The organism is Lachnoclostridium sp. (assembly GCF_031997925.1).
GTDB lineage: Bacteria > Bacillota > Clostridia > Lachnospirales > Lachnospiraceae > Lachnoclostridium.
In genome coordinates this window covers 253,927-269,563 of sequence record NZ_DAMADT010000001.1, presented here as the reverse complement: position 1 = coordinate 269,563, position 15,637 = coordinate 253,927, and the positions used below count along the sequence as shown (strand labels likewise).

At 33.7% G+C, this 15,637-nt stretch carries 13 protein-coding genes; 3 read left to right on the top strand and 10 right to left on the bottom strand.

Annotation, left to right across the window (positions count from 1 at the left end; all coding sequences use genetic code 11):
• Positions 1–406 precede the first annotated feature (406 nt).
• Both RTP52_RS01160 and RTP52_RS01155 read left to right on the top strand, forming a co-directional pair.
• Positions 407–949 (top strand): DUF6323 family protein, encoded by a 543-nt coding sequence (locus RTP52_RS01160; RefSeq protein WP_312106741.1) that lies wholly within the window; start codon positions 407–409, stop codon positions 947–949.
• Positions 950–1,175: 226 nt separating this feature from the next.
• A complete protein-coding gene (locus tag RTP52_RS01155) occupies positions 1,176–2,018 on the top strand; it encodes a DUF6179 domain-containing protein (RefSeq protein ID WP_312368674.1) in 843 nt (280 codons plus the stop codon).
• A gap of 201 nt (positions 2,019–2,219) precedes the next feature.
• Here RTP52_RS01155 and RTP52_RS01150 read toward each other — a convergent pair whose 3' ends face one another.
• Positions 2,220–2,897, bottom strand: coding sequence for a YoaK family protein (locus tag RTP52_RS01150; RefSeq protein WP_312368672.1), 678 nt, complete (start codon positions 2,895–2,897; stop codon positions 2,220–2,222).
• A gap of 473 nt (positions 2,898–3,370) precedes the next feature.
• Here RTP52_RS01150 and RTP52_RS01145 point away from each other — a divergent pair, with 473 nt between their 5' ends.
• Positions 3,371–4,237: a MerR family transcriptional regulator gene (locus tag RTP52_RS01145; protein ID WP_312368670.1), complete on the top strand. Its 867-nt coding sequence runs from the start codon at positions 3,371–3,373 to the stop codon at positions 4,235–4,237.
• 309 nt (positions 4,238–4,546) lie between these two features.
• Here the strand turns inward: RTP52_RS01145 and rsmH are convergent, their stop codons facing one another.
• From rsmH to RTP52_RS01100, 9 genes are all read right to left on the bottom strand, one after another.
• Positions 4,547–5,647 (bottom strand): 16S rRNA (cytosine(1402)-N(4))-methyltransferase RsmH, encoded by a 1,101-nt coding sequence (rsmH, locus tag RTP52_RS01140; RefSeq protein WP_312368668.1) that lies wholly within the window; start codon positions 5,645–5,647, stop codon positions 4,547–4,549.
• Positions 5,648–5,731: 84 nt separating this feature from the next.
• Positions 5,732–6,640, bottom strand: a complete 909-nt coding sequence (locus RTP52_RS01135) for a Fic family protein (protein WP_312368666.1) — start codon at positions 6,638–6,640, stop codon at positions 5,732–5,734.
• A 453-nt stretch (positions 6,641–7,093) separates the two neighbouring features.
• Entirely contained in the window at positions 7,094–7,513 is a 420-nt protein-coding gene (locus RTP52_RS01130; RefSeq protein ID WP_312368664.1) for a hypothetical protein, read from the bottom strand.
• A gap of 823 nt (positions 7,514–8,336) precedes the next feature.
• The gene (locus RTP52_RS01125; protein WP_312368662.1) at positions 8,337–8,957 is read right to left on the bottom strand and encodes a ribonuclease D; all 621 of its coding nucleotides are present in this window, start codon (positions 8,955–8,957) and stop codon (positions 8,337–8,339) included.
• The gene (locus RTP52_RS01120) at positions 8,954–9,802 is read right to left on the bottom strand and encodes a hypothetical protein (protein ID WP_312368660.1); all 849 of its coding nucleotides are present in this window, start codon (positions 9,800–9,802) and stop codon (positions 8,954–8,956) included. Before RTP52_RS01120 ends, RTP52_RS01125 begins: the two co-directional genes overlap by 4 nt.
• A gap of 306 nt (positions 9,803–10,108) precedes the next feature.
• The gene (locus RTP52_RS01115) at positions 10,109–10,306 is read right to left on the bottom strand and encodes a type II toxin-antitoxin system prevent-host-death family antitoxin (RefSeq protein ID WP_312368789.1); all 198 of its coding nucleotides are present in this window, start codon (positions 10,304–10,306) and stop codon (positions 10,109–10,111) included.
• A 112-nt stretch (positions 10,307–10,418) separates the two neighbouring features.
• Positions 10,419–11,144, bottom strand: a complete 726-nt coding sequence (locus tag RTP52_RS01110) for a M48 family metallopeptidase (RefSeq protein WP_312368658.1) — start codon at positions 11,142–11,144, stop codon at positions 10,419–10,421.
• Entirely contained in the window at positions 11,144–14,293 is a 3,150-nt protein-coding gene (locus RTP52_RS01105) for a type I restriction endonuclease subunit R (RefSeq protein WP_312368656.1), read from the bottom strand. The genes RTP52_RS01110 and RTP52_RS01105 overlap by 1 nt, the downstream gene beginning before the upstream one ends.
• Positions 14,294–14,308: 15 nt before the next feature.
• Positions 14,309–15,571 (bottom strand): restriction endonuclease subunit S, encoded by a 1,263-nt coding sequence (locus RTP52_RS01100; RefSeq protein WP_312368654.1) that lies wholly within the window; start codon positions 15,569–15,571, stop codon positions 14,309–14,311.
• Between the last annotated feature and the right edge of the window lie 66 nt (positions 15,572–15,637).

Below are 15,637 nucleotides of genomic sequence, written 5' to 3'. Positions count from 1 at the left end.
GTCCAAGTTTATTTATAACTTCGTAGCCAATTCAAGTGCTAAGAATCCTACTTTCCATCTCATCTAGTTTAACTAAGTTACGATAACAGCCATCGGTGGTCCATACTTTACCGTATAACTATAATGATGTTTGGATAGTATTTCTTTAAATATATGGATTTCTTTATTATTAACTTTAATTTCATCGGATACCGGCATTTAGTGATAGCTAGTAGCTAGTTCCCTCATCACGTACAGCCGCAGTTGGTCCTCAACCTCCATATTTTTTTAAATAAAAAGAGAGATAGAACTTTTATTCTACCTCTCTTACTACCTATATCATACCACAAAAACACTTTTTTTACAAGACTTGTAATGATTTTACAGTCGCCGTATAATGAGCTACTACAATCGAAAGGAGTGTTCTATGGATAGTAATGTTTTTGAATTAATTCTATTACAAAATAAGCAAAACGAACTGTCAACGCTTATATCCTGCAATGATAAAACGGAGCAATTTGGACTAATTTTAACGAATGAGGAAGCGGAAGAATTAATGGTATGTAGAAATGATAGCCTTAGAAAACACAAACGAGTGGAATTTAATAATAGTATCTTAGACAAACTAATCTTCGCATTTTGTGATTCACAGTACATTAGCCAAGATAACTATCTAGAACTCTTAGAAGAGCTTCAGGATATATTCTATGAATTTAAAAATGAATCCGAAGATAAATTGACCGACGACGAATTAATTACATTTATGAAAGAACAGTTTGAATCCGTATGCTTTGGTGATATTGATTATCTCTCCGGTACCTGCCTTGAGAGATTTTGTACCGCCATACGAGCTGGATATGAAGGTTATAAAAAGACTGGTGGCTCTCATGAGTACGAGCATTTTTCAGAAGAAGCAAGATGGGATAAGGACCTCTATCTCGAAGTATTAAGGGAGTTGTGCTGGAGGTAATCATGTAATAAAAAACCTTTCTTCCCTTTTATGAATGGATTTGTAACATATTCTTCTCAGTACAAACTTTCGATGTGTAATGGTTATGAAAGAATAGGGTAGGTAGAAATATGCTCTAACGAAAAGACAGAGTACAGATACTCTAGCTTGTATTTCATAAGTTTGTACCTTTCAATCCTTAGTTAAATTTGATATGCGTAAATTTTCGCGAAGAAACGGAGTTAACATGGAATATAAAATAGAAGATTTGCTTCCAGTTGTGGCGAAGCTAACCGAGAAATATACTTCAAAAGAAAGTAGCTCTGTTACGTATGAGACAGCCAGAATGCTTATGGAAGCTGTTATTTATTGCTTGAATGAAGCTGAAGCTGAAAACGATTATTCATTAGTAGATGAAAATCAACCAAACCTTACATTGTTATATGAACGAGGGTTAACTCTCGTGATAGAAAAGACGAAAGAAGCAAAAAATCTCCATGATAGTATCATAGAAAATTTTGAAGATTACGGTTGCGTGAATTACATTGATACTATTTTAAAGGGGATGCCTGCTTTCTTCACTCGCTATGACGCCAGATTTCAACCCCAAGACCATATACTTACCTTAGACTATCCACTGATCATAGATTTTCCTAATCTTTGTGGAATTGATTTAATTTCAGCATACCTAAAAGGTATTCGCATAGAACAACACTTCTTACATTGTTTTGATCGATTTTCAATTAGAAATCTATTAGTAAACATTTTACCTGATTATCAAACCCTTTATTTTGATAACCTATCTTACCCTGTTTTACTTAATGCAGTAGGTCGCTGCATTGCTAAAAAACCATTAAAAACTCTGCTTTTAAAATATAGCGACTGTGATTTGATAAAAGCTTATTTTGAAGGGGATGATGCTCGTGCTATGGAACAGAAAATAAAGCTGTTGATTCAAACGATAGTTTTACCACTGGAGGATGATATCGCACAGATTTATTTTGCTAAGGCAGCGAAAGATTATGCAGCAAGAATTCAAATGGGTATACAACATGGTACTCTTGATAGAATATTTCTTTGTAGTGTGTAACTTGTAAGGTTTAGAAACTACTACTGTGTAAGTTATATAAATCATTATCTTGAAACCCAGTGCACTAATATAGCTCATCAAAAAAAGTGACTGTTTTCGTCATATTTTTTTTGATGAGCTTTCTATATAAGAATATATTAACCTAATATTCTCTACTTTCTTAACTATTAATAGGTGTTTTGATACTGTCACTCAATGATTTCAATCTATTACTTTTTCTTCTTCCCCACTAAAAAACATCATGATAAAACCAACTAATAAGAACAAAGAACTGATAATAATAGCCTTTTCTTGTAGTAACTTAACACTTACATTCCCAAGAATAGCTCCTACTACAAAGAATCCTATAATTGTAAAATACAATACTCCTCTGATCGCCGCTTTCTTCTCTTTCGTATATAGAAATTCACAAATGGATTGCGTTGCAGAACGTAGATTTCCAATACACATAGTTGTAGCAATCCCATTTCCATTAATCTTTCGGAAACTTTCTAGCTGGATTGCACAAGCAAATGAAGTAATGCTATTCGCCAATAGGTTTACACTCTGAGGCATAAAGCCGACAAGAAACAATACTGCAGCCTCAAAAAGAATTGTAATTTGCCTCCAATGAATAACTTTTTTATCTTTTAGATGAAACTGTACCACATTGGCAAGTATTAGTCCTAGTGCAAACGCTATGACTGGGCAAAAATACTTCAGTGCAAGCTGCCAATTTCCTTCTGAAAGATTAACACCACATAATAAAATATTACCAGTCTGAGCATTTGCAAAGACCTTTCCACGGCATACATAAGAGTATGCATCCATAAATCCACCCGAAAGTGCTAATATTATCCCTAATTGTAATGATTCTGAAATCTGTTTCTGCTTTTGCATGCTGACCATTCCTTTAAACTTCTTACTTATGAAGATTCTATGTATCTCTCATTTTATACGATTCTATTATATCATTGTTACACCTATTAATATACCTATTACTATCGCTCTTTATTTCATATATAATAGAATAATGAAATCTCGTATGGCTGTCAATATAGGGTGATAGAATGAAGCAATAGTTCACCCTATCATAACACATAACTATTTTTAATGACAGTTCTTATTGATCGATATGTGAAAAACCAGATTTATTATTTCAGTGGAAAACTAAATCGTCAATCACAAACTTAGCAGCGTAATCAAGAATTTACCTTTACATTTTACTCGAGTTTTATAAAAAGTTTTATAAAAGACTATTGACTCTCACGTTCCGTGATAGAGTACTATGTTCTTAAAGATAATCCAGAAATGAGAAACTGCCGGCAAATATTTCTTACATTATCTTATTACAGAGTTAGGAGTGATAAATTATGAAAACAGTAAAACAAGTAGCTGAATTAACTGGAATCAGCGTAAGAACCTTGCAGTATTACGATGAAATTGATTTATTTAAACCAAGCGTTGTTACAGACGCTGGTTACAGACTATATGATGATATGTCACTTGAAACTCTGCAACAGATTCTATTTTTTAAAGAACTGGACTTTCCATTAAAGGACATCAAGCAGATCATGGATAATCCACAATATGATAAATTTACTGCTTATAAGAAGCAAAAGGAATTAATTCGTGCCAAGAGAGATAGACTTGACCGGTTACTAACTCTATTGGAAAAGTTAGAAAAAGGAGAACAATGTATGAGTTTTGAGGAATTCGATATGAGTGACTATTTTCAAGCACTACATCAGTTTAAATCAGATCACACAGATGAAGTAGTAAAACACTGGGGTAGTATAGAAGCTTTTGACTCGATGTTAGAGAATTTTAAAGACAAAGAAAGTGAGATTGCCAAAATGGCAATACAACAGTATGGGAGCATTGAAAAATATATAGAAGCCATGAAAGCTAATCTAGAAAACTTCCCTGAAACAATGGAAAAACTGCAGAGTTTAAAAGATGATAAAAATGATTATCTCGCTAAGTCAAAAGAGATAAATAAAAAGCTTACGAAAGACTTAACACTGGATGTTGCATCTAAAGAGGTTCAGGAATTGGTAAAAGAAATGGTTTTATTGAGTCATGAAGTTAATAAGGGATTTGATATGGGTGAGAATTTTTGGGATTTGGCCATTGAGGGGCATCTTCATGATGAGAACATTATCAAAGCGAATGATAGCTTGTATGGAGAAGGGGCTTCTGTGTTTATTGGGAGTGCGCTTAAGGAGTATTTTAAGTGATTTATAAAGGTGAATAAGTGGTGGTAGCTATACAGAATACAGAAAGCTTATTAATCATGTTAGTTTTAATTGCTTAGGTCTGTATATTAAAATCGTAAGCTATTGAAAAAAGTATTCACAGTATGTGATATTGTATAAAGAAATCTCGGAGAACCATAATAATGCGGTATCTCCGAGGTTTTTAGCTGACATTTTAACTCGTAATAAAATCATGATATCATATGTTTGTATCTGTTGTAACTATTATCGTCAAACAAACGCTCATTTCAACCGGCCATAGGTAGAGTATACGAAGTAACCAATGGTGAATTATGCTCTAATAGCCCATCTCATCTTCGTGGAACGGGCACGTGGGTTTCTATTGCATTCTTCTGCAGATGGACGAATTACCTCATCAGAAACCTCATCGTAAATGCCTTCTCGTTCTAAATTCTTAAAGGACTTCTTCACAAGTCTATCCTCTCCAGAGTGAAAGGTTAAGATTGCAACTCGTCCACCTTTCGCAAGTACATTCGGGAGTTTCTCGAGGAAGCTATATAACACTTCATATTCGTTATTTACATCAATTCGTAATGCTTGAAAGGTTCTTTGACAAGACTTCTTAATGGCTTCCCTTCGTTCACTTTCCGGTATAAATACAAGTACCTTACTAATAAGGACACGAAGTTTCGTCGTCGTATCAATCTCATTTCCTCTTTTGATTTCATTTACAATCGCTCTTGAGATTTCTTCTGCATAAGGTTCATCGGAATTCTCAATCAACATTCCCTGTAACTCCGTTAGTGAGATTCTCTTCAAACGTTCTGCCGCAGAGATACCTTTCTCAGGGTTCAATCGCAAATCCAATGGCCCGTCTGTCTTAAAGGAAAATCCTCTGTCTGGATTATCAATCTGCATCGAAGAAACTCCTAAATCCGCTAATACAAAGTCAAATAGTCCTGCTTCTTCTACAACTTCATCTATGTTAGCAAAATTGAGTTGTTTTATGGTTAAAATCTCTGGACCAAACCCTAGGTTTTCTAGACGTTCTCTTGTTTTCACAATTTCTATCGGGTCAACATCAAGCGCATACATATGCCCTTGGGATTCCAGACATTTTAACATTTCTCTCGTATGACCACCATAACCAAGGGTTGCATCTAACCCTTTTTGTCCAGGTTTAATTTGCAGAAACTCTAGGATTTCATTTACACAGATAGAGATGTGCATACCAGCAGGCGTACTTCCCTTCTGAATTACTTTTTCAATGGTATCCGAGTATTTTTCAGGTTGTCTTTCTTTGTATTTTTCTTTAAAGGTTCTTGGATGAGTTCCTTTGTATCGTTCCCGTCGTTTGTGAGTTTTTTCTTGATTCTCCGCGGGTTGTCCTGTGAGGGCTTTCTCGTTTTTGTTTGTATTCTTATCTGCCATAATTTCTCCTCTTCTTTTAATAGAGTTCATACTTACATATCACGTCTACAAGTTTATAAATTAAATATATCTAATCAAACACTTCTACCTTAAAATTGTTAAATATCCATCTAGTTCCTCTTCCATATAATCAGCAAGCATAATAATCATTTTACTCGCATTATTATGTTCATGATAATCAGCAAAACATTCATAATATCGTTTTCTATCAGTAAATTTCACATTGATCGGCGGAAAACCCTGCTGCATCAATTCTAAGTTCATTAATAATCTTCCCGTACGGCCATTTCCATCTATAAATGGATGGATTCGTTCAAACTCCATATGAAATCTTGCCAGTCGTTCAATCAAATGCATCTTATTGAGTCTCATCATTAATTCTTCCATCTGTATCGGAACTAAAAATGGCTGTGCCGGTATCTGTGTTGAACCCATAATTCTTACTGGTATCTGGCGATATACACCTCGATCATGAGGTCTATCCACTAAGATTAATGAATGAATTTCTTTTATTACCTTTTCTGATATTGGAACTTGTTTTGAAACCATATCCATCACATATAGAAAAGCTTCTTTATGACCTACTACTTCAAGGTGATCTTTTAATGGTTTTCTGTCAATAGTGATACCTTCCAGCACCAATGCTGTCTCCTGTAAGGTTAAGGTATTGCCCTCAATAGCATTAGAATTATAGGTAAACTCAATTAAAAATTCTTCTCTAAATCGTTCTAATTCCCCTTGAGTAAGTACCCTTCTTTTTTGTAACTCTACCTTCTTTGCATCAATCCGTGCAAATATTTCCTTGTATTCCCGTGGGATATCTTTCCCTCTTAATGTTCTTCCATCCACTGGTTTGAGAGCATCTACAGGTATTCTATAATTTTTACCTTCTTTTATTATACCAAAAATCTTTCTCTCCGAACATAATACACGAATTCTTCGATCACTGATATGCCATTTTAAGGATGCCTCTTTCACTGACATATATTCCATTCATCTCACCTTCTTTCCTACATACTATAGCAGTTTATCGGAATATTATCAACGTTATTTTAGGTTATTATTATTTATTATTCCTATAGATTGCTATGCTTAATCAATATAACTTAATGTATGTAAACAGTTGAATATAACAAAATTATTTTATTTTCATTTGCAAGAGTTACAGCATTTAACTTTCTTTTCTATTTTCTTAACGCTTCTAATGCTTTTCTATTTTTAAAAAAAGCAGGAACCCCAAAATTTGATTCCTGCCGTTCCTACACCGATACTATTTTTTATACAATTACTTCCTCACATCAAGTTTTGATTTTTTCACTGTTAATAGACGATTTTTACAGTGTACAATGTATATACCATATCCAATCGCAACTTTTATTAGTAGTTCTGTCAATAAAAAATCAGTACACTTATTGTTGACTCTTCTACATTTACAGATACTAAAATCTAACGTGTATGATTCTTGTCCATACCCTTACCTCTTAGCAGAGGAAATTCTCCTCTTTCCTTCATCTTTTGATACTTTGTTGCTTGATTCGCTTTAATAATATCAACATCAGATTGTTCAAGCACTTTAAGCTCTACCAATTTATCGAGAACTTTGTTGTTCTCTTTCATATTATTTTCCAGTAAGGCATACACTTCATCCTTTTGCGTTTGACTTAAGGAATTCCATTTTTCTCTTGCTGCTTTCATTTTCTTATCATATTCAGCTTTTTTATCTTTACAGTCTTTACAGTCAGTCTTAATTTCTGTTTGTGTTGTTGATTCCATTTTTGTTTCAGCTGCTACGGTTGTAATCGGGCTAAGACTTGCAAGTCCAATCGCTCCGGCAATAGCAAAACTACTTAACTTAGCTTTGTTCATTTTGCATCCTCTCTTTCCAAAAAAACAACAAGTGCACTGATTTATAAATAGTGTCCCCAAGAGGTGTGATTAAATTGTGAATTTTTAAAGTTTCCGAAAATTACATGATTTTACTGATCTTAAATATATTTTATTTAATCCAGTAATTTCTTTTCTCGTTAGCTTCCTATATTCATCCCTACTCACTTAAAACTTGATCCCCAATTCCTTTAACTTCCCTTAAATTTTCATAATATTTTCTTTGGTGCCCTTGGTAATTAATTTGTAAACATTTACCACGTTTTTTAACCCGAGCTATGTACTCTGTCGATAGCTTGATTCTGAACCGCAACATTTCACCAATGGTCAAAATGAATTACCATATTTAGGCAGTTAGTTAAGCCCTGTTCCGCCAGCGTTTAAAGAAATACAAAATACTCCATAATTGTTTACTCGTAATACTGCCTTCAGTAAGCGATCGTCAAAGTATATCTCAAAAGCTGTTGAAGATTTAATTTAAAAAAATCATATCGAAATTATTTTTAAATATTCCGATATTTACAATCTCAAACAAAAGCCATTTTCGGACGACTTACTGTATTATGGTGGAGGCATCGAATATATAATTATATTCAATAAATCACAAATAACATAAAGAAAGCCCGTAAACCTTTATATATAGGATTTTGCGGGCCCAAAATTTTTATTCAATTCAGCACTATTTTCCTTAACACTGTAAAAATGGTTGTATTTCAGTGTTATATTATTCATCAACTTTACATTCAAAACGGTTCATCAGATTTTTCATTTCAAATAAATGCCACAAGCGCACTATTAATTGTTGTTAATAAATAAAAATATTATCTATATCTTTCATTTGAAGTAAAACATATATAGGAACAAAATCAAAAATCTTCTGTGCCATAGACAACAATTGTTCTTGTTCTAATTTGCATTTCAATTTTTCCCATAATTCATTTAAATATCGTACATCGTTCATCGCATAATCTATTTGACCTTGAGATAAAGTTTCTACACTCCAATTAGATATTTGAAACTCCTTACTAATATCAATATTTAAATATTCCTCTAACAACGATTTTAACGAATTGTTATGTTTTAATCCATTAACTAATTTAGAACTAATTCTTGTACATATAATATTGTTAATAAGATTAATTTCTAAATTTTTCATTAAAAAGGAAACATCAAATACAGCATTATGAAAGATTTTTTTAACTTTTAAGTCTTCCAAAATTTTAATCAAGTTAGTATATTTAGTTGTACTATCATATCTAATTAATACCATACAATTCTTCGAATATAATTGTATGGTACATAATTCATCCTTTTTAAAATTAAGGCCCGTCGTTTCAGTATCTATTGCGACACTGCCATCTTTATATATCATTTCATATTCTTCTATTGATAAATCTTCTCCAACCTTATTTACATTCATCATCATACTTGTTCCTCATTTTCACCTAATAAATTAACTTTCTTAGCTTCCTCGATTACCTTGTCCATTTCAGATAAGTACATATCATACATACTAGTAGCATTATTATTCTTTTTATATATCATATAAGGAATATGAACACTTCTATCTTTTGAAGTTTTTGTACTTACCGTAATCAGATTATCATCAATCCGATATAATGAATTAGCAGGTTGACCATTATGATAATATAACTCAACACTTCCATACTCTTTTGTTTTATATGAAATTCTATGTGCTCTTCTATATGCCTTATCTGTATAAAATTTATGCTTTTCTTCAACTATTTTAGCAAGACTTTTCCATTGCTGTGTCACTTCATTGATGTACTTCGCCAAATCTCCTACGGAGTATTCATAATGTTTCTCCAAAGCAGGAATAAATGGTGAATCTGGATTTAACAAGACAACCCTTAACTTGCATTTTTTATGTACAACCACTTCTTTGATAAAATCATAGTTGGTATTAGTCCACGTTCTCGCATATACATGTAAGATATCTATGTTTGCATTTGCAGATTTAAAATAATCTTGATAATGTATATCACCTAAATTAGCCCCCACTTCTAACAAGCCAGTCTCATTTATACTATTATCAAGCTTTACCTTTTCTATTACCACATCTATCATAGATTTTTTCAAATAATATGATTCGATAATGGAATATATTCCTGAAATTAAAAGTATAGAACCTATGCTTTGAACATAATCATTTGAAATACTTAAGCAAATTAAGCCAGCAACCACCACTACTAACGAAACAATAATATTCTTTTGTCTAAATATTTTCCACTTATCCATAAATTTTTTCATTCCTTCCCCTTTAGTCAATCAATTAAATATACTCATAATATCTTGAAACCTATGCACCAACCATTAAATCTAAATACATCCTTTTCCCACTTTATATAGCACTACATAATTAGTGTGACAACATATAATCCGTCTCAAGACTGACCCGTGTAGCCAATACAGTAACTGTGCTTGGGCGCTGCTATATATTCTTAAATTGGACATAGATATTCATTAATGTTTTTCAAGTCCACCGCAGCCAATGAGTTAATCCGTAGTTTCATAATGACTTATTCTCCTACGGTTACTTTCATTCATCTAGGATAATCAACCATTTCCGTCCTTTACAGCTTCTCGCGCTCCCTGCAATCTCAACAGTAGTTTTTTCTCTACTTTCTCATGCTCATAGTCCTCGATATCCATAACCACAAATCGTTCTCTGCCGTTCTTTGTCAGAAAAACAGGTCCACCTATCTGAGAGTTTTTTAATACATCGTTATATTTTCTATATCTTAGATATGTAATATATTCGACATAAAACGATCTTCACAAAATTTCATATCCAATATTGCCGCAAATTTCAGTTCTTCGGTCAGGGTATTGAAAATTCATACTTTTTTCTTTTTCCATTTTCTTTCTACGTTCTCTTCTCCAACTCCATCTTCCGTTCTTTCCAATCTGGCATTAGCATTGCCACAAACTCATAAAATTTTCTGGAATGGTTCTGATGTATGAAATGTACGAATTCATGCAGCACAACGTATTCGATACAGTTTCTTGGTGCTTCTATCAGCTTGCTATTAAGAGTTATAACACCTCTTTTAGGTTGACAAGAACCCCAGCGAGATGTCATATATCTTATTTTCAATTGTGGATATGGAACATCATATTTTTTAAATATCTGGTAGATTTCCTTGCAAATCTGTTCAAATGTCTCCAGTTGAAGATTTTTTAGCCAGTCTGTTACCAGCCTTTCTTTTCGCTTCAGATCATCCTTATTCTTAACAGAAAGAAATATAAATACACCGTCAGTCCAAACTACTTCATAGTTTTCTTCTACTACCTTCAATCGCATACTCCTTCCCAATATGTCAAAATTTTCTCCGCTGACATATTGCCTTGGAACGGAAGCTGCATATTTCCGATTTTCTTCGTATTTCTTTAAGGCTCGGATAATGTATTCTTGCTTGTTTTGAACAAAATCATCAATGAACTCTACCGGTACTATTTGGTTAGCAGATATCAGAATTCTTCCATCAGGCTTTATTCTTAGATTAATGTTTTTAACTGCCTTCCTTGTAACCTGATACTCTAATACCTTACTTTCGCAAGGAACTCTTCTCATTTCTGAATTAAATATCATCAGCCTTTAAATCTCCTTAATGCTGTAGTCTTTACATTTTCAATCACCTTATCAATAACTTCAAATGGTAACTTAAATTTCCCTGTACACTCATAGATGTAGAACAGATCGTCAATATCCTGAGCAATTCTATCATGGACAGTCTTGTTATTTGACCAATCGACCATACTGTGCTTTTCTATAATATTCGTTATTTCAATAGCAATATCAGCTATCAAATCCTGCTTGGTTTGTTTAGTTCCTGCTTGGTAACTTATTCCATTTGCTACCATATAAGCATTACTTGGTTTATCTATTTCATCATTTAATATTGCACCAATGACACCATAAAAAGCCTGCGCATGTACATTGTACTTCAATTTTTCTGGATATTCCACATCAGATACACCTGCTGCATAATCCGCCATAATAGAACGCATTTTGGTAAGATATTCAGCATCAGTAATTATCTTTTCCTTGTACAGCTGTAATGTATCCTTTATTCTCTTAGAAAAGCTGTCGTAATATGCTGGATTCTCATCATATTTCTCGCTAATGCTTTTAGTCATTTTAGAATGTATAGCATCTGCCTTAGAACGCAAGGTTCCTAGCTCCTCCAATTCTTTTTCTAAATCAGACTGATTCAGAATATCCACTGGATCTGTTATCCGTTTTAATCCCACAACTGACATATGCGTATCCAACAAATTCTGCATCTGCTGTTCGTATTCACTATTATCAATTGCATCGTTGTAACGTATCTTTACTGAACGTCTTACCTTGGAATAAAAAGTAAAGACTTCATGATAGTGGATTCTTTCATCCTTTGGCATATTTTCATATGCCTTTTCTGAATTTAATACCACAGAAAGACTCTTGCCAAACTCACAAAGCAGATTGTAAAATTCTTCACGCTTCTTATCATCAGCCAGAAATACTTCTATCCCCTCTGTATCCTTCTTATTCATTACAGGAAAAAATAAATCATCAAGTCTTGTAAATGACTGGCGCAGTTTTCCTACAACACTTAGAATATCAACAATTGTACCTTTTAGGTCACCTGCTTCAAAATTCTCCAATCCAGCGCCACTATACATATTCATGGCATCGTCCAGTTTCTGAATGAGTCCCCTGTAATCCACAATCAAACCATAATCTTTTCCATCATATAAACGGTTGGTTCTAGCTATAGCTTGCAAGAGTCCATGTTCTTTTAGTTCCTTATCAATATAAAGAACTTGACATAATGGAGCATCAAAACCGGTCAGAAATTTGCTACATACAATCAAAATATCAATCTCACGGTCAATGAAACGGTTCTTAATTGAATCCTCATAAGTATCTGCATCTCCATATCCTTTCATCATCTTATTCCAGTAAGCGATTACTTTGTCATCTGTACCCTCATAAAAATCATCCACGCTTTCACGCATATCAGGAGCGGATATACAGACCTCACACCTCAAGTCTCCAAACTGTTCAAAGCAGGCTAAATAAGAAACAGCATCTCTTTTTCGGTTAGTAGCAAGCATAGCATTAAAACCAGTTTCTTTATATCCTTCTATAAAATGATTATTCACATCCAGTGCAATTCTTTTGATTCGCGCTTCTGTGGAAGCCAAGTGCTTCATGCTACTCCACTTTTTCTTTAAATCGATCTTTTGCTTATTATTCAGCTTCTTTGTAGTTTGTTCAAACCAAAGGTCAATATTCTCTTCATCCACTTTCTGTTCCACAAATTTGCCTTCATAAATCAAAGGTACAATTGCCTTATCATCTACACCATTCTTAATTGTATACTTATGAATCAGCTTACCAAACTTCGTCATAGTATTCTTTTCATTTTTCATAAGCGGTGTTCCGGTAAATCCGATATAGCAGGCATTTGGGAATACTACTCTCATTTTTGTCGCTAATTCACCATAATTTGAACGGTGGCTTTCATCCACGAGTACAAAGATATCCCTGCCTGGCATTTTTAATCCGCTGTTTTCAACAGTATTAAATTTATTAATAATCGTTGTGATAATATCTGCTTTTCCCTCATGAATAATATCAATCAAGTTTTTTCCACTTGAGGCTCTTGCCGGTTTACATCTGGTATGAGTGAAGGTTTTGGCAATCTGCTTGTCCAACTCCTTACGGTCAGTAACTATAACAACCCTCGGTTCCAACTTTCCCATTTCCAACAGTATGTATTTTGCCAACATTACCATTGTCAATGATTTTCCTGAACCCTGAGTATGCCAAATAACACCGCTCTGGCGATTACCAAGAGTGTCATAGGAATTAATGGTTCTAATAATTTCCTTTATAGCAAAGTATTGCTGATATCTGCATACTTTCTTTACATTAGCATCAAATAACACAAAGTACTTTGTCAGTTCCATTAATCTCTCTTTTGTAAAAAGAGAGATAATATTTTCGTCTTGCACTGTTGGAGTTCTGTCTACAATATATTTCTTTTTAGCCCCATCTAAAAAAGCCTGATTCTCCTCTTTCCATACACTCCAGAACTTCTTGGGTGTACCAGTAGTAGCATACTTTACGAAATTTTTGTTAGTAGCCATAACAATCTGCACAAATTTGAATAGCTGTGGAATATAACCTTCCTGCTGGTTCCGGATCATCTGCTCCACTCCCTGCACAACATCAATATGCGGTGCTTTACACTCAATTACAGTAAAAGGAATGCCATTTACAAATAGAACAATATCCGGGCGAGCTGTATGCTCGCCATCACTACTGATCACAGAGTATTCTTCTGTCACATGAAATATATTGTTTCCTAAATTATCCCAATCAACATATTTCAAATCAAAACTTAAAACCTTTCCACCACCGACTGTTTCCTGATAACTCTTTCCTAGCATAAGTGCATCATATATTTTCTCACTGGTTTTAATCAAACCATCCGATAAAGGCTCATCTAAATCATCCATAGCTCGTTCAATATTGGCAGAAGAAAATTCCTGCTCCACACCACCAAATTCAAAACGATTTATCTTACGCAACTGATTCCGAAGAATTCCTTTAAGAAGTACCTGATATTTGCTTCCACGCTGTAACATACATTCCTCAGGAGAAATGTATGTATAATCTAGTTCTTTTAACAATTCAATTGCTGGATATTTGCTAATATTGTCTTCTAAGTAAAGATTGCTATCCATCCACTCACCTCCACTCTAATATTCATTTACTCTTACAATTCCTGTTAAGAGCAGCTCCCTCATGGCTTTTTTCCCTAGTTTAATTTGTTCTAATTGTTCCTCTAGTAGTTCAATTTCCTTGTCTGCGCCAGAAAGGACTCGGGCTATAGTTTTTTGTTGAGTAATGCTCGGAAGAATGATTTCAATTTCACATAACTTCCTAAAATTCAATGATTGTCTTGTCCCCCCTTGTTGTAAAACTCTTAAAAATCTATTAAACGAATTGTCATTCATCATATAATATACATATCCAGCAACAGCCTCTTTTTCGTCCACTGAAAACACAGAATATGCCGGACTTACCAATCCTTTATCACAGATATTTTGAATATTAAATGTATAATTACCATCATCACTCATTGCTCTATAGGTAAATTCTCCGTTGTTAATGATTTTATATCCTGTATTATCCTCACTAGCTACCTGCTTTTTAAAATAATCTGACTGATAATAAATACCTTTTCTTGAAGATGTTAAAACAGGATACTCACCATTTTCAGTTGTTCTTTCATCTATCTCATATATCAATTTACCAAGCTTAACCTTTTTCCAATTAAATTTACCACCAGTGAAACACTTCTTATCTGTAAGCAAATTTTTCATTAAATATTTCTTTTGATTTCGTTTTTCTTCAATAAGATTTTCATATAATACGATTAATTCATTGCACTGTTTCATGATTTCAGCTATTTTACCTTGTTCGCTGCAGCTCGGACAAACAATATAACTTTTCATAAATCTGTTCTGTCCTAATGTTCTATTTCTCCCCGCACCACCTGGAGATGCATATTCCATAACATCCTTTCCTTTTTGGGTTAAAAAATATTGAACAAGGTAATCAATTAGCACCCTATTTTTTATTGGCTTATACATTGGAAATCTATGTGAAGCAATCATCCCTACTTCAGACTGAGTGGTTTTTCCAACCGCTTGCTCCCAAGCAAACACTATATTTACTATAAAGCAATCTGGTTCAATCCAGAAAACTTTTTTATTGCCCAAATCCTTTCCTTTTACAGCTTCTTTATAAAATAGACCTTTTCCATGGGATCGAATTCCTATTTGACAATATTCTTCGTCTGACTCAACATTAACAGGATTATCTACACGCTCCAGACAGTCTTCAATCTGCTTTATAGCCCAATCTTCAGGAATTATTCCAAGTTTTGTCTGCTTATACCCTACTGGCACCTCTCCTCTTTTTATCATTTCAATACGTTCTTTGATATCTTCTCTCAATATCTTCACCACCATTCTGTGTATGTTCTAGTCTTGTAGCCTCTTCTTTTTCTATCTGTTTGATAC